Annotated in this window: 14 protein-coding genes; 8 read left to right on the top strand and 6 right to left on the bottom strand. The window is 60.4% G+C overall.

The annotated features are described in order from the left end of the window. Window positions 1-220: 220 nt before the first annotated feature. Window positions 221-1,852, top strand: a complete 1,632-nt coding sequence (locus QD336_RS04875) for a Ppx/GppA phosphatase family protein (RefSeq protein ID WP_499169622.1) — start codon at window positions 221-223, stop codon at window positions 1,850-1,852. Beyond that, window positions 1,849-2,589: an RlmE family RNA methyltransferase gene (locus tag QD336_RS04870; protein ID WP_499169620.1), complete on the top strand. Its 741-nt coding sequence runs from the start codon at window positions 1,849-1,851 to the stop codon at window positions 2,587-2,589. Before QD336_RS04875 ends, QD336_RS04870 begins: the two co-directional genes overlap by 4 nt. On the opposite strand, the gene QD336_RS04865 is transcribed toward QD336_RS04870, so the two are convergent. Further along, window positions 2,590-3,987 carry an MDR family MFS transporter gene (locus QD336_RS04865; RefSeq protein ID WP_499169697.1) on the bottom strand — a complete coding sequence of 466 codons (1,398 nt, stop codon included), beginning with the start codon at window positions 3,985-3,987 and terminating at the stop codon, window positions 2,590-2,592. It lies immediately after the preceding gene. 209 nt (window positions 3,988-4,196) lie between these two features. Between QD336_RS04865 and QD336_RS04860 the strand changes: the two genes are divergently transcribed. The 5 genes from QD336_RS04860 to QD336_RS04840 all read left to right on the top strand — a co-directional run bounded on the left by QD336_RS04860 (window position 4,197) and on the right by QD336_RS04840 (window position 9,568). Continuing rightward, window positions 4,197-5,198: an MBL fold metallo-hydrolase gene (locus QD336_RS04860; RefSeq protein WP_499169695.1), complete on the top strand. Its 1,002-nt coding sequence runs from the start codon at window positions 4,197-4,199 to the stop codon at window positions 5,196-5,198. A gap of 179 nt (window positions 5,199-5,377) precedes the next feature. Then, window positions 5,378-6,883 carry an IMP dehydrogenase gene (gene guaB / locus QD336_RS04855; protein ID WP_269342069.1) on the top strand — a complete coding sequence of 502 codons (1,506 nt, stop codon included), beginning with the start codon at window positions 5,378-5,380 and terminating at the stop codon, window positions 6,881-6,883. Between the two features lie 112 nt (window positions 6,884-6,995). Then, window positions 6,996-7,397, top strand: coding sequence for an MAPEG family protein (locus tag QD336_RS04850; RefSeq protein WP_499169693.1), 402 nt, complete (start codon window positions 6,996-6,998; stop codon window positions 7,395-7,397). Window positions 7,398-7,546: 149 nt separating this feature from the next. Next, complete coding sequence (adhP, locus tag QD336_RS04845; protein WP_046800638.1) at window positions 7,547-8,575, top strand: alcohol dehydrogenase AdhP; 1,029 nt, start codon at window positions 7,547-7,549, stop codon at window positions 8,573-8,575. 117 nt (window positions 8,576-8,692) lie between these two features. Beyond that, window positions 8,693-9,568, top strand: a complete 876-nt coding sequence (locus QD336_RS04840) for a dienelactone hydrolase family protein (protein WP_499169618.1) — start codon at window positions 8,693-8,695, stop codon at window positions 9,566-9,568. A gap of 118 nt (window positions 9,569-9,686) precedes the next feature. Here the strand turns inward: QD336_RS04840 and QD336_RS04835 are convergent, their stop codons facing one another. Both QD336_RS04835 and QD336_RS04830 read right to left on the bottom strand, forming a co-directional pair. Next, window positions 9,687-10,832: a sensor histidine kinase gene (locus tag QD336_RS04835; RefSeq protein WP_499169616.1), complete on the bottom strand. Its 1,146-nt coding sequence runs from the start codon at window positions 10,830-10,832 to the stop codon at window positions 9,687-9,689. A gap of 196 nt (window positions 10,833-11,028) precedes the next feature. After that, window positions 11,029-11,706, bottom strand: coding sequence for a winged helix-turn-helix domain-containing protein (locus tag QD336_RS04830; protein ID WP_499169615.1), 678 nt, complete (start codon window positions 11,704-11,706; stop codon window positions 11,029-11,031). Window positions 11,707-11,905: 199 nt separating this feature from the next. Here QD336_RS04830 and QD336_RS04825 point away from each other — a divergent pair, with 199 nt between their 5' ends. Continuing rightward, window positions 11,906-12,175 (top strand): hypothetical protein, encoded by a 270-nt coding sequence (locus QD336_RS04825; protein WP_499169613.1) that lies wholly within the window; start codon window positions 11,906-11,908, stop codon window positions 12,173-12,175. A gap of 156 nt (window positions 12,176-12,331) precedes the next feature. On the opposite strand, the gene moaB is transcribed toward QD336_RS04825, so the two are convergent. Genes moaB through QD336_RS04810 form a run of 3 tightly spaced genes read right to left on the bottom strand, consistent with a single transcriptional unit; the run spans window position 12,332 to window position 15,633 of the window. After that, on the bottom strand, window positions 12,332-12,871 hold the full coding sequence (moaB, locus tag QD336_RS04820) for a molybdenum cofactor biosynthesis protein B (RefSeq protein WP_499169612.1): 540 nt from the start codon (window positions 12,869-12,871) through the stop codon (window positions 12,332-12,334). 26 nt (window positions 12,872-12,897) lie between these two features. After that, a complete protein-coding gene (locus QD336_RS04815; protein WP_499169610.1) occupies window positions 12,898-13,782 on the bottom strand; it encodes a 4-(cytidine 5'-diphospho)-2-C-methyl-D-erythritol kinase in 885 nt (294 codons plus the stop codon). Window positions 13,783-13,788: 6 nt separating this feature from the next. Further along, entirely contained in the window at window positions 13,789-15,633 is a 1,845-nt protein-coding gene (locus QD336_RS04810; protein WP_499169609.1) for a tetratricopeptide repeat protein, read from the bottom strand. Between the last annotated feature and the right edge of the window lie 34 nt (window positions 15,634-15,667).

Genomic DNA, 15,667 nt, shown 5'->3' with positions numbered 1-15,667 from the left:
CTCTCGACACTGATGGCGTTCATGATTTGCGGAAAGTTTCCGCAAGTCTTCACGCTGCCCCGACCGGCCTCCTTATTTCGAGAATCCTCCGAAACCGTTGCTGCGACTACGATGATCCGTACCCAGCCTTGACGATGCACGCATCCTCCCCACACCCAGCCTGCCAAAAACCATTTGGCTAAAATCGCCTGCGCTGGTATTGTCCACCCAACGAAACCTTATGAAAGCCAGCAGCATAGCGTCTACGCTTGTGCGCGGCGAAATGGACAAGACAGTGATCGACCCCGGAAACGGCCCAAAGCCGTCGGAACAAGGGGCGTCGGTGGCGAACAAAGGGAAAGCGAAGCGATCCCGTCGTGGCAAGAAACACAAGCGTGACGGTAAGCCCCGTGACGCTGCTGTGTTGTCGCATGATGTTGCTGCGGATGTTCCGGCCGGTTCCTCCTACGTATCGGCTCTCGAGCCGGATGCCGAGCCGCGCAAGAGAAAGCGCCGCAGGCGTTCTCGCGGCAAAGGCACGTCTCAGCAGGCTGTGGCTACCGCCAGTGGACAGGCGCAGTCTCCAGCCACGCCTGATGGTGCAAATTCATCCTCCGTGCCGCCCGCTGGCCCGCGAAAATCGCGTAACCGCAAACGCGGACATCGCGATCCGCGCGGTCGTGATCCGCAGGGCCGTCCGCTTGTTCCCACCCATGCGCCGAAACATGTCGGCAAGCAGAATGGCCGTGCCAATGGCTCGGCACAGGAACCGCACCGGTCGCAATCCGAAATCTCCGCCCGCCACGCCGGCCGCCAGCATGAGCATGGCCAGGAGCCGCTGGCGGACATGTATGCGGCGCTTGATCTCGGCACCAATAATTGCCGCCTGCTGATCGCGCAGCCGACGCGGCCCGGCCAGTTCCGGGTGGTCGATGCCTTTTCGCGCATCGTCCGGCTGGGCGAGGGGCTGGTGTCGAGCGGCCGGCTTTCCGATGATGCGATGGACCGCGCCGTCGAGGCCCTGAAGGTTTGCTCCGCAAAACTCTCTGGTCGTCCGATCCGGCGCATGCGATTGATCGCCACCGAGGCCTGCCGTGCGGCTTCCAATGGCGAGGAGTTTCTGGCGCGTGTTACGCGGGAAACGGGGCTGAAGCTCGAAATCATCAGCCGTGAGACGGAAGCCCGGCTTGCGGTTTCGGGCTGCGCGTCGCTTGTCGGGCGTGAAGCACGCTCCGTCGTGCTGTTCGATATTGGCGGCGGATCGTCGGAAATCGCGGTCATCAAGGTCGGTGAAAACCGCTCGAACCGGCTCGCCAACCACATCACCCACTGGACATCGCTGCCGGTCGGCGTTGTCACGCTGTCGGAACGCCATGGCGGCCGCGACGTGACGCCGGATGTGTTTGCCGCCATGGTGCGGGAAGTCGAAGGGCTGCTGGATGCCTTCCATTGCCCGCCGCTCGCGCCACAGATGCACCACGAGGATTTTCACCTGATCGGAACCTCAGGCACGGTGACGACGCTTGCCGGCGTCCATCTCGACTTGCCGCGTTATGATCGCCGCAAGGTGGATGGCCTGTGGCTTTCCGATGCCGAGGTGACGGCGATGCAGGACAAGTTACTGGCATGGGATTTCGCCGGCCGCGCCGCCAATGCCTGCATCGGACCCGATCGGGCCGATCTGGTTCTGGCCGGCTGCGCCATTCTCGAGGCCATTCGCCGCCGCTGGCCGGCACGCCGCATGCGGGTGGCGGATCGTGGCCTGCGTGAAGGCCTGTTGACGGATATGATGGCGGATGACGGCGCATGGCGGCGCAACCGCATAAGGCGCATGCAGATTGTACGGCAGGACAGAACGGAAGGTTTGACATGAGCAAGGCGCCGACAAGCACCAATCGCACCGGCCGCAAGATCGGCCAGAAGGTCAAGAAGACCAAGCTCAAGGCCTCGTCGCGCCGCTGGCTGGAACGTCATATCAATGACCCCTATGTGCAGCGCGCCAAGCTGGAAGGCTATCGCGCCCGCGCCGCCTTCAAGCTTCTGGAAATCAACGACAAGCACCAGATCCTCAAAGGCGCACACCGCATCATCGACCTTGGCGCCGCCCCCGGCAGCTGGTCGCAGATCGCCGCCAAGGTGACGGATTCGACCGAGGATGACATCCGCGTCGCGGCCATCGACTTCCTCGAGATCGATCCCATTCCCGGCGTGAAGATCCTGCAGCTCGACTTCCTCGATCCGAGCGCACCGGAAAAGCTGATGGAGGCCGTCGGCGGCACGCCCGATCTGGTGCTGTCGGACATGGCTGCGCCCACCACGGGCCACCAGAAGACCGACCATATCCGCACCATGCATCTCTGCGAAGTCGCGGCCGATTTTGCCGTTCAGGTGCTGGCGGAAGGGGGCCATTTCCTCGCCAAGACCTTCCAGGGCGGCACGGAAAAGGCGTTGCTGGACATGTTGAAGAAGAACTTCAAGCAGGTCCTGCATATCAAGCCGGCGTCTTCACGCTCGGAATCGGTCGAGATGTTCCTGCTCGCCAAGCACTTCAAGGGCCGAAAGAACGAGCCGGCAGTGGATGCCGACGCTGAAGAGGCAGTCGAAGACTGATCACTCCGCCGGTTGTGAAACCTTGCCGCGGTGGCCGGAAACGGCCGCCCCGGCCTGTGCATCCATGCGGATGATCGGCACGATGGCGAACAGCGACACCAGCGCAACGATGGTGAAGGCGATGTGGAAATCGGCAAGCTGCAGATGAGTGCCGGACATCATGCTGCTGACTTCCAGAATGGAAGCGGCGAAAGCCACGCCCAGCGCCAGGCTGATCTGTTGCAGCACTGACGCCATCGAGGTCGCTTGGCTGGCCTGGCTGTCCTCGATATCGGAATAGCTGAGCGCGTTCGATCCGGTGAAGAAGAAGGAACGGGCAAATCCCGCCGTGACCAGAAAGATCATGATCAGCGGATAGGGCGTTTCCGGCGTGAAGAAGCTGTTGGCGAGCGTCGTGAACGCGCCGACGATACCGGCCCCGATCAGCGTCGAGCGGAAACCCGTTGCCGCAAACACTCGCTTGGCCATGAATTTCGTGGTGATCGCCCCGATAGCGCCGGCAAAGGTGATCATGCCCGATTGGAACGGGTTGAGCCCGAAACCGATCTGCAGCATCAGCGGCATCAGGAAGGGTATGGCGCCCGTGGAAATGCGGAAAACGGTGCCGCCGATGGAAGCCGCCCGGAAGGTCGCGTTCTGGAAAATGCGAAAATCCAGAATGGGGGCGGGGTGGCGCGCGGCGTGGCGCAGATAAAGAAAGCCGCAGATAAAACCGATGATGGTCGAAGCGATGCCGATGGCCGGCGGCAGGGCGGGAAGGCTGACGACGGAGAGGCCGAACACCACGCCGGAAGCGGCGATGCCCGACAGCACGAAACCCTTGCCGTCCATGGGCGGCGGATTGGTGGTTTCGATTTCCGGCAGGAAGATCGTCGCGAGCCAGATGCCGATGATGCCGATCGGCACGTTAATGAGGAAAATCCAGTGCCATGAAAAATAGGTGGTGATGAAACCACCGATCGGCGGACCAGTGAGCGGCCCGACGAGCCCCGGTATGGTCAAGAGCGCCATGGCGGAGACGAGTTCACTGCGCTTGGTCGTGCGCAGCAGCACGAGACGGCCGACGGGCGTCATCATCGCCCCACCCATGCCCTGCAGGAAACGCGAGAGAACGAATTCGAACACCGAGGAGGAAACCGCGCAGCAGATCGAGCCCACCACAAAAACGCCGATGGCGAAACGGAAGATTTTCTTCGCACCGTATTTGTCGGCCATCCAGCCGCTGATGGGAATGAAGATCGCCAGCGCCACCATATAGGCGGTCAGTGCGAGCTTGAGCGTGATCGGCCCGACATGGAGGTCGGCGGCAATCGCCGGAAGCGAGGTGGCGATGACGGTGGAGTCCATCTGCTCCATGAAGAGAGCGACTGCCAGGATCAGGGGAATGATGCGGTTCATGAGGCTGCCTGCGGTTTTCCGCTGCGACAAGGGATATCGCCGTTCCTCCTACGCCTGATAAGACGGCTTGCCAACACGTTAATTATCAATTTCTCAAGTTCCGATCAAACCTGCGTGAGGCCGGTTTTCTTGCAACTTTCTCGCTCTATTGTCCGTTGGGCCAGTTCAGTTGGCGATCACGGCCAGTTGGCGATATCGGAGACAAGATGATGACCCAATCCTTGAGCATGAGCAGACGCGGCCTCATCGGTGCGGCCGGCGCAAGCGTTCTCGGCGCGCCGCTTTTGATGGTGCGCAGCGCAGACGCCCAGACGAACCAGCCGCAGACTTCCATGGAGATAAAACACGTGATGCCGCCTGAAACCAACCGCTTCAAGCTCGGCAACTTCGAAGTGCTCGTCGTCAAGGACGGCTCGCGCGCCGCGCCCAATCCGGGAGAGACCTTCGGCACGGACCAGTCGGCCGAGACCGTGGGCAAATTGCTGGAAGACAATTTTCTGCCGAAGGATCAGTTCGTCAATTCCTTCTCGCCGGTTCTCATCAATACCGGCTCCGATCTCGTGCTGTTCGACACGGGTTTCGGCGAGGCTGGCCGCGGTGCCGGCAATGGCCGCCTGACCGAAGGCATGGCTGCGGCCGGTTATACGCCCGAGGACGTGACCGTGGTGGTGCTGACCCATATGCATGGTGACCATATTGGCGGACTGATGGAAAAGGGTGCGCCGGCCTTTTCGAAGGCGCGTTATGTGTTCGGCCAGACGGAATATGATTTCTGGACGAATGAGAAGCGCGTCGGCACGCCTGCCGAAGGCGGTCACAAGGGCGTTCTCGCCAATGTCAAGCCGCTGGCGGAAAAGGCGACCTTCATCGGCGACGGCGCCAGTGTCGTTTCCGGGATTACCAGCGTGGCGGCTTTCGGCCATTCGCCGGGCCACATGATTTTCCGTGTCGAATCGGAAGGGAAGCAGCTGATCCTGACGGCGGATACGGCCAACCATTTCGTGCTTTCCCTGCAGAAGCCAGACTGGGAAGTAAAGTTCGACATGGACAAGGCGGCCGCCGCCGCGACCCGCAAGAAGGTCTATGACATGATCGCCACTGACCGGTTGCCTTTCCTCGGTTACCATATGCCGTTCCCGGCCGTCGGCTACGCGGAAAAGCTGGATACGGGTTACCGTTTCGTGCCGAAATCCTACCAGTTCGACATCTGATATCTGCTGCAATGCAGCAACAGAGGAAACCCGGAAGGTTATTCCGGGTTTTTTCTATTCCCTTCCTGTCATGAACGTGTTACCAGCCCTCGCCAACTTCCAAGCAATCCTTGCAGGGCGCCGGGGTGAACTTTTCGTTCCGGATCGGCCACGCATTTTCAGTATGAAGGAATTTGGTCATGGCACGCATCATTCAAACACCCACTGGTTTGGACGCTCTCACATTTGACGATGTGTTGCTGCAACCCGGACATTCCGAAGTCATGCCGGGACAGACGAATATCGCCACCCGCATTGCCCGCGATATCGATCTGAACCTGCCGATCCTGTCTTCCGCCATGGATACGGTCACTGAAGGCCGTCTCGCCATCGCCATGGCCCAGGCCGGCGGCATCGGCGTCATCCACCGCAACCTGACCCCCATCGAACAGGCCGAAGAAGTCCGGCAGGTGAAGAAGTTCGAAAGCGGTATGGTCGTCAACCCGGTCACCATCGGCCCGGACGCGACGCTCGCAGAAGCGCAGGCGCTGATGAAGGCGCACGGCATTTCCGGTATTCCGGTCGTGGAAAACGGCGGTTCCGGTGGTCACAAGAACGGCCGTCTCGTCGGCATCCTCACCAACCGCGATGTGCGCTTCGCTTCCGATCCGCAGCAGAAAATCTACGAACTGATGACCCGCGAAAACCTAGTCACGGTCAAGGAAAGCAGCGTCGATCAGCAGGAAGCCCGTCGCCTGCTGCACAAGCACCGCATCGAAAAGCTGCTGGTTGTGGACGCCAAGGGCAATTGCGTCGGCCTCATCACCGTCAAGGATATCGAGAAGTCACAGCTGAACCCCAATGCCACCAAGGATGCGCAGGGCCGTCTTCGCGCCGCCGCCGCCATCAGCGTTGGTGCTGACGCCATCGAGCGCGCCGAGCGCCTTATCGATGCCGGTGTCGACCTTCTGGTCGTTGATACCGCCCACGGCCATTCGCAGCGCGTGCTGGATGCCGTCTCGCTGGTCAAGAAGATGTCGAACTCGGTTCGCATCATCGCCGGCAATGTCGCCACCGCCGATGGCACCAAGGCGCTGATCGATGCCGGCGCGGACGCCGTCAAGGTCGGTATCGGCCCCGGCTCCATCTGCACCACCCGCATCGTCGCCGGCGTCGGCGTTCCGCAGCTGGCGGCCGTCATGGCGTCGGTGGAAGCGGCCAATGCGGCTGACATCCCCGTTATCGCCGACGGCGGCATCAAGTTCTCGGGCGATCTGGCCAAGGCGATCGCCGCCGGCGCTTCCGCCGTCATGATCGGCTCGCTGCTCGCCGGTACCGATGAAAGCCCGGGCGAAGTGTTCCTTTATCAGGGCCGTTCCTTCAAGGCCTATCGCGGCATGGGCTCCGTTGGCGCCATGGCGCGCGGTTCCGCTGACCGTTATTTCCAGGCCGAAGTGCGCGATACGCTGAAGCTCGTGCCGGAAGGCATCGAAGGCCAGGTTCCCTACAAGGGACCGGTTTCCGGTGTGCTGCATCAGCTGGCCGGCGGCCTGAAGGCTGCCATGGGGTATGTCGGCGGCAGCAACATCAAGGAATTCCAGGAACGCGCCACCTTCGTGCGCATCTCCAGCGCCGGCCTGCGTGAAAGCCACGCACACGACGTGACGATCACCCGCGAAAGCCCGAACTACCCCGGCGCGGTTTGATCTTTCGAGGCGAATCCGTAAAAGGATACTGAGTATTTGGCGCTCCCCGATTCATGCCGGATCGGGGAGCGTTTTCATGATTGGAGAAGAAAGCATGTCACCCACGACCGCAATGTTCTGGCCGATGATCGCCCATGTCTTTCTGGTCTTCTGGCTTTACGGTCTTCTGATCATCCGGCGCAACAAATACACCTTCAAGGATCGCGAATCGGCGATCAAGCTGCGTGACCGGGGCGAGGAGGCGCGCGAAAGCTATCTGGTGAACCGCAACATCGCCAACCAGTTCGAACTGCCGGTGCTGTTCCACGTTGCCTGCCTGCTGCTTTACATCACGGATGCGGACAATATCGTCACCGTCGTTCTGGCATGGCTGTTCGTGCTTTCGCGCTGCGCCCATTCCTATGTCCATGTCACCAGCAACCGCCTGCGCCAGCGCGGCGCATTGTTCGGCATCGGTTTTGCGCTCATCGTCTGCCTTTGGGCCTGGCTCGCCATCTGGTTGGCGCTGGAGTGAAACAGCAGCGTGAGGTTGCCTCATAAGTGAGACAATCCCACCGCGCAAAATGCTCCGGCTTGCGATGGGTCAATTCCATGACGCCCCATCCCCGTTAATCTCTGCCCGCCGTCGAGGATTTCAGGCGAGCAGAGATTAGGGAGTATGTCATGGCTAAGACAATGAAGGCGGCGGTCGTCCGCGCATTTGGAAAACCGCTGACCATCGAGGAAGTGGCGATACCGGATCCCGGCCCCGGTGAAATTCTCATCAACTACAAGGCGACGGGCGTTTGCCACACCGACCTGCACGCCGCAACGGGCGACTGGCCGGTCAAGCCCAATCCGCCCTTCATTCCCGGCCATGAAGGTGCCGGTTATGTCGCAAAAATCGGCGCTGGCGTTACCGGCATCAAGGAAGGCGACCGCGCCGGCACGCCCTGGCTCTACACCGCCTGCGGATGCTGCATCCCCTGCCGCACCGGCTGGGAAACGCTATGCCCGAGCCAGAAGAATTCCGGTTATTCCGTGAATGGCAGCTTTGCCGAATATGGCCTCGCCGATCCGAAATTTGTCGGCCGCCTGCCGGACAATCTGGATTTCGGCCCGGCCGCACCCGTGCTTTGCGCCGGTGTCACGGTTTACAAGGGTCTCAAGGAAACCGAAGTCCGGCCGGGTGAATGGGTGGTCATTTCCGGCATTGGCGGGCTTGGCCACATGGCCGTGCAATATGCCAAGGCCATGGGCATGCATGTCGTTGCCGCCGATATCTTCGACGACAAGCTGGCGCTAGCGAAAAAACTCGGAGCCGACGTTGTCGTCAACGGTCGCGCGCCTGATGCGGTGGAGCAGGTGCAGAAAGCGACCGGCGGCGTCCATGGCGCGCTGGTGACGGCGGTTTCGCCAAAGGCCATGGAGCAGGCCTATGGTTTCCTGCGCTCCAAGGGCACGATGGCGCTTGTCGGCCTGCCGCCGGGATTCATCTCCATTCCGGTGTTCGACACGGTGCTGAAGCGCATCACGGTGCGCGGCTCCATCGTCGGCACGCGGCAGGATCTGGAGGAAGCGCTGACCTTCGCGGGTGAAGGCAAGGTTGCCGCCCACTTCTCCTGGGACAAGCTCGAAAACATCAATGACATCTTCCACCGCATGGAAGAGGGCAAGATCGACGGCCGTATCGTCGTGGACCTCGCCGCCTGACGTCAAAACCGGTTGCGGCGCTCACGCAAATGTGTGGCGCCGCTTCCGCCCGCCTTGTTCCCCGCCCTGCGATCTGCGCTATCCTTCCACATCCGCGCGTTCAAGGAGGATAGAGCGATGGACAAGCCTAAGATTACCCAGGCCATGATCGACGCTTACGATGAATATACCCATCTCAGCCTCGACCGTCGCAAATTCATGGAAAAGCTTACAGTGCTTGCCGGCTCGGGCGCCGCCGCGGCTGCCATTGCGCCGCTTCTTTCGGCCAACAGCGCCCGTGCTGCCATCGTCGCGCCTGACGATGCGGGCATTGTCGCGGAAGACGTGACCTATCCAGCGCCCGGCGCTGAGATGAAGGGTTACCTCGTCACGCCGAAGTCGGTATCCGGCCCCATTGGTTCCGTCATCGTCATCCATGAAAACCGTGGCCTGAACGACCATATTCGCGACGTGGCGAGACGTGTGGCGCTCGCCGGTTTCCGGGCGCTTGCGGTCGATTTCCTCTCGCCGCAGGGTGGAACGCCCTCGAATGAGGACAAGGCACGGGAAATGTTCAGCGGTCTCGACATGGAGGCAACCGTCGCCAATGCCGAAGCGGGCAGGGTGTGGCTTGCGGCAAGGCAGGGGGCAAATGGCAAGGTCGGCGCGGTCGGTTTCTGCTGGGGCGGCGGGCTGGTCAACCGTTTCGCCACCAAATCGGCAGGCTTGAATGCCGGTGTCGCCTATTACGGCCAGCAACCAGCGGCGGCCGATGTGCCGGCCATCAAGGCGCCGTTGCTTTTGCATTATGCCGGTCTCGACGAGCGCATCAACGCCGGCATCGATGCCTATAAAAAGGCGCTGGAGGAAAACGGCAAGACCTTCGAAATCTTCGTCTATGACGGCGTCAACCACGCCTTCAATAATGACACGTCATCGGCGCGTTACGACAAGGCGGCCGCTGATCTCGCCTGGGGGCGGACGACGGATTTCTTCCGGAAATATCTGGCGTAAATCTTCAGGTTCGGCCTGTCAGGGTGCAGCTTTTCCAGAGATGGAGAGGCTTCACCATGGATCAATATGGCATCGCGGTTTGCGCTGGATTTTGGGGCAAAGCAAAACAGAGCCTGCCTCACGCGCGCAGTTCCTGAAACTGAACGGCCACGCGCAAACCGGGGTTGTTGTTCGAAAGCGTCACGGCGGCGCCGTGTAGTTCCGATATGGCTTTGACAAGGCTCAGGCCAAGTCCGGACCCTGCGGTGGTTCTGCTTTTCTCAACCCGATAGAACCGGTCGAACACCTGCGCCCGGTCTTCGTCTGATATGCCTGGCCCGTTGTCTGCGATATTTAACAGGACTTGTCCTTCCCCGCGCGACACTTCGAGGCAAATTCTTGACCCGACGGGGGCGTGCCGCATGGCGTTGGACAACAGGTTCGCCAACAATTGGCGAATGAGATCAGGATCGCCATTGATCCGGCAGCCGCCCGCAGCACCGCGCATCGTCAGCTCATAGCCTTCCTCCGCGGCAATAACCTCATAGGTTTCGTAGATTTCACCGACGATGTCGCAAAGATCGAAGGCGGTGAAGCGGGCGGTCCTGCTTCGCGCTTCGATCTGGGCAATCCGCAGAAGAGCATCGAACGTATTTGCTATGGATCGCAGTTCTTCAAGAGCGGTCTCAACGCCGGTCCTCATCTCGTCAACCGCATGCGCATTGAGCGCATCTTCCAGCACGAGGAATGTCCGGCCAATCGGGGTCTTGAGGTCATGGGCGACGTCGGTCGTCACCTGCTTCAATGCTGCTACGCTGGAGTCCAGTCTTGCTAGAGCCACATTGATTTCCGCTGAAAATATGTCGATTTCATCCATGCGTGATGAAATTGGAAGCCGTTTTGAAAGCTCGCCATGTCCGATGGCGTGGGCGATTTGCGCCAGCGACGAGATGCGGCGGCGCGTTCGATACGCCAATATGGCGGCTCCCGTCATGCCCATGGAAAGAACGATCGCGGTCGCCCATCCGAAACTGATGAGAACGATGCGGGCCAGTTCATCCGTGTCTCCGGAGTTGATCCCCACCACGAGAGTGTTCGGCCCCAGAGGACCATTGAAAAGCTTGTAGTGGGAAGCACTGCCGTGATGGTCGTCGGGTTCAAGGATCGAATAACCGGATGGGACGTTCGAAAATCGATTGCTTCCCGCGAGCAGTTCTCCGGCCGGGCTGCGCAATGCGTAGATGGTCTCCTGACCCCTGATGGCTGGGCCGTGATTGTCGATCATGTCCACGGCGCCCTGAATGCCGCGTGCGTCGAAGGCCGATGCGATCTCCCGATAACGCTCCTGGACATTGGCGTTCAGGCGGTCGTCGAGGAAACTGACAACCATCCGGTAGGCTGCGATGTTTGCGCCAAGCGATGCGGTGATGAACAGGGCGATGTAGATGATTGCCAACCTGACGGCGGTGCTTTTCAGAAAGCTAGCGCCGGGCATGTAGGGTATAGCCCGTGTTCTTGACGGTATGCAGAAGCGGCTGGTCGAACGGCTTGTCGATTTTCGCCCTCAACCGGCTGATGTGCGTTTCCACGACGGAGCTTTGCGGGTCGAAATTGAAGTTCCAGATTTTTTCGAGAAACATCGTTTTCGTCAGGATTCGACCTTCGTTGCGCATGAGCAGTTCCAGAAGCGAGAATTCGCGTGGCAAGAGGTCGATCCGCTGTCCTCCGCGCGACGTTGTTCTGGTGACGAGGTCCATTTCGAGGTCGCCCACGCGCAGGCGCGTCTTCTCCGTGGCAATGGGCGGTCGCCGAACGAGAGCATTGATCCTGGCCGTCAATTCCGAGAAAGCGAACGGTTTTACCAGATAGTCGTCGCCACCGGCTTCCAGCCCTTCGACACGGTCATCAACACCGCTCATCGCCGTCAGAAAAAGTATGGGAACGCGTATCGAAGCCGCACGCAGGCTCTTGACCAGATTGAGACCATCCAGTCCGGGGATCATGCGGTCAACAACGGCGATGTCATATCCCCCATCCAGTCCCGCAGCCAGTGCGTCACGCCCGTCCCTGACCCAGTCGATCGTATGGCCAGCCGAGGTCAGTCCCTTCGTAATATAGTTTCCGGTTGTATTGTCGTCTTCTACTAGAAGTATTTTCATGGATGATGACGTTGCCTGAAATCCGGATTTTCTATGGGGCGGCTGGTCCTGCTCACGCCGAAAATCGGGCTTTATTGCGGCATTTCACGGATTTACAGATTTACAAATTTGTATATTTGGCGACAGGCGGCTGAAAATCCGAGGTTTTACTTTCACGATGCTGCAAGCCGCAGTGTTACCTGTTACGAGGATCCAGACCATGATCAAAAATCTGACCGTCGCCGCCTTCGCCCTGATTGCCGCAACCTCCACCGCCTTTGCAAACGGTATTCTCAGCAACACCGCTTCGCCGATTGCAAAAATCACCCAGGATCACGGAAATGCGGGCGATACGGCGACATCTGTCTCCAATCCGGAAGTCCGTTTCCGCGTGCTCGATAACGGCATGGTCGAACGCACGAACAGCCGTTTCGACACCTCCATGATGATCGACCCTTCGGCCGAGCTTCGCGAGAGAAACCGCCGATAAGCTTTATGATGACGACACGCTCGGCGGTCAGAGGCCGCCGAGCTTATGGCATTCCGCGTCGCGGGAACAACCATACTACCGCGAAGCGTCAGCCGCATTACGGGTGAGTGGATGGAAAAACGAACTGTATTGCGGCTTGGCAAGCGATACGGATATTCAGCTTTTGCCGCGCTTCAAATGCTCATCAAGCCTTGGCATGATCTCCACGAAATTGCAGGGCAGGTGGCGATAATCGAGCTGGGCCTTGAGGATGCCGTCCCACGCGTCCTTGCAGGCGCCCGGAGAGCCGGGCAGCACGAAGATGAAGGTCGCGTTGGCCACGCCGCCGGTCGCGCGCGACTGGATGGTGGCGGTGCCGATCTTGTCGTAGGAGATGCGGTGGAAGAGGGTGGAAAACCCGTCCATGCGCTTTTCGAACAGCGGCTCCAGCGCCTCCGGTGTCACGTCCCGGCCGGTGAAGCCGGTACCGCCGGTGGTGATGACCACGTCCACGCCTTCAGACAGCGTCCATTCGCGCACGGTGTCGGCAATCACTGCCTTGTCATCCGGCACGATGGCGCGGGCCGCGAGCCTGTGGCCCGCTTCTTCCAGCCTTGCGACGAGCGTGTCGCCGGACTTGTCGTTCTCCAGCGTGCGGCTGTCTGAAACGGTCAGAACCGCAATGCCAAGGGGAATGAAGGGTCTATCGCCTGCCATGGCCTTATCCTCGAAATATCCGGCCCTCAAATGGTCCGCGTTGCCTGAAAATACCAGCCGGGACGTTTCTTCCGAAGCGATGTTTCCGCGTTTTTGGCGGCATCGAAGGAATGAAAAATCCCGAAACAGGTTGCCCCCGAACCGGACATGCGGACAAGGGCGGCCCCTTCCTCAGACAGCAGCCCGGTTATCTCTCCGATTTCAGGCAGCAGCGCCTGAGCCGGCGGCTGCAGATCGTTGCGGCTTTGGGTGAGAAAATCCATCCAGCCAATTGTCGCATGGGCGGGCAGGTGCGGATTGGCCTTGTTCTGCAATCGCCGGAAAATCTCCGGTGTCGAGACGGCTTTCAACGGGTTAGCCAGAACCATGAAGAGTTCCGGCAGGTCGGTGAGCGCTTCGATGTCCTCGCCAATACCACGCGCGATCAGCGGCCGGCTTGCAAGGCACATCGGCACATCCGCACCGAGCTTCAGTGCAAGAGAAGTAAGCTTTTCCGGCGCGATCGTGGCACTCCAATGCCGCAAAAGCCCGCGCAGCGTCGCCGCGGCATCCGCCGAACCGCCGCCGATGCCCGAGGCAACCGGCAGGTTCTTTTCAAGGTGAATGTCGACCGGGCGGACGGGCTGGCCTGTTGAGGCAAGAGCATCGCGCAGCATGTCTCTGGCGCAGGTGACGAGATTGTCGCCGCCATCGCCAGTGCGCAGAAGATCGCCGAAGGGGCCGGAAATGGAGAAGCTGTCGGCGTCGGCGTTGCGAATGCGGATCACATCGCCGGCCTCGGTGAATGTCACAAGCGTTTCGAGCAGATGATAACCATCCGCCCGCTGGCCGGTCACATGCAGCGCCAGATTGATCTTGGCCGGGGCCGCCTCGATTGTTTCGGTGGCCCCGGAAACCTCATGCACGCGCATGCCGCGTCAGGATTTCTTGTCCGGAGCAGGGGTCGCCGGTGCCGGGGGAGCCGGCGGTTGCGGCACCACGTCCTTCTTGGCGGTGTTTTCAGCGTCCTTTTCGACAGGCGGCAGGCCGTTGGCGATCTTTTCCTTCACCTTGGCCTTGTCGACATCGTCATTGTCGCCGATCAGGGCACGGTTCCACTGATAAACGGCCTCGATCTTGCGGCCGACGCGCCAATAGGCATCGCCCAGATGGTCGTTGATGGTGGGGTCACCGGCCTTGAGCTCGATTGCGCGTTCCAGCTCCGTCACGGCCTGGTCGAAGTCGCCAAGGCGATAATGTGCCCAGCCGAGCGAATCGACGATATAACCGTCGTTCGGCCGAAGCTCGACCGCGCGGCTGATCATCTTCATGGCTTCATCGAGATTGATGCCCTTGTCTACCCAGGAATAGCCCAGATAATTCAGCACCTGCGGCTGCTCCGGGTTCAGTTCCAGCGCCCGCTTGAAATTCGGTTCGGCCTTGTCCCATTGTTTCAGCCGCTCATAGGCGATGCCGCGCTGGAAGAACACCGACCAGTCGGATTTCTGCGCCACGGCGCCGATGACCTCGATGGCCTTGTCGTAGTTCTCCGCCATGGCCCGGTAATCCTTGGCGTCCGAAAGCACGCTGCCATAGGCAAGGTAGGAACGGACATCCTTCGGATCGGATTCAAGCAGGGATTTGAGATGCTTGCGCGCCTCGTCCACCTTGCCGGTCTGCGCCAGCGTCAGTCCGAGCTGCAGCTCGGAGATGCGGTACATCGGCGAATCCTTCGGCACTTCGCGATAGAAGGTGATGGCACGCTCAGGCTGCTTCATCGCTTCGGCAAGACCGCCGAGAAGGATAAGCGTATCCGGGCTCTTGGGATCAAGGGCGCGCGACGTCTGCAGGTAAAGGGTCACGATCTCTTCGGCGCCTTCGCGGTTCAACGCGCCGGCAATCGAGAACATGACGCTGGCGGCGCCCTCCACCGCATTGGTGATCTGCTGCTCCGGCTTTTCGCCCTTTTCAATCGCCTCGCGAAGCGCTTTCAGCGGCGCATAGTTCGGTGCGAACGTATCACCGACGGCGATCGCATCCAGTGCCTTCTGTTTGTTGCCGGCGGAAGCCTCAAGGCGAGCAAGCGCCATGACCGCGCGCATATAGGTATCGGAGGCGGTGGCCCCGCCTTCACGATCCGTCACGGCTTCGTTCAGGCTCTTGCGTGCGGCTTCGGTATTGCCGGAAACCAGCGCGATGGCCGCGGCATTGTATTTCTGGAAGATCGAAATCCAGCCCGGACCCTTCATATTGTTGACGAGCGCCAGCGCTTCCTTCGGCTTGCCGGAACCGGCCCGCGCCCAGGCGGTCAGAAGCGTGTTGACCATGCGGTCGAGATCGTTCGGACCGGTATATTTCAGGATCTTCTCGGCCTTGGTGAATTCCTTGTCCTTGATGGCGTCAAGACCGCGCACGATGGTCGTCACACGCTCCACCGAGGTATCGTCCTTCATGGAATCGGCGATCTTCGCGCCGGCCTCGAAGTTGCCGCTCAGAAGTTCGGCGATCATCAGCCGCTGGCGGATTTCCGAATTGGCCGGATCATATTCCAGCGCCTTCTTGTAGAGCGAAATCGCGGTGGGGTAATCCTGGTCGACATCGGCATTGCGCCCGGCGAGGAAAGCGCCGGAGAAGGTGTTCACCTTGCCGGGATCGAAGGTAACGGCTTTATCTTCCGGTTTTGCCTTCGTCTCCGCAAAGCCGGGGCTGGCACCCGCACCGATTGCGAGAGCAGCGGCAATAGCCGCGCTGCAGAGAAGACGGAGTGCTGGTTTACGCCGCATGAGGGAACCTTTGCCTTTGTGCGAATGCACGGAA

The sequence above is a fragment of the Rhizobium sp. BR 250 genome, from assembly GCF_047445855.1.
Classification (GTDB): domain Bacteria; phylum Pseudomonadota; class Alphaproteobacteria; order Rhizobiales; family Rhizobiaceae; genus Agrobacterium; species Agrobacterium tumefaciens_I.
The sequence above is the reverse complement of the archived record's forward strand: the minus strand, read 5'-3'. Positions and strand labels throughout refer to the sequence as shown.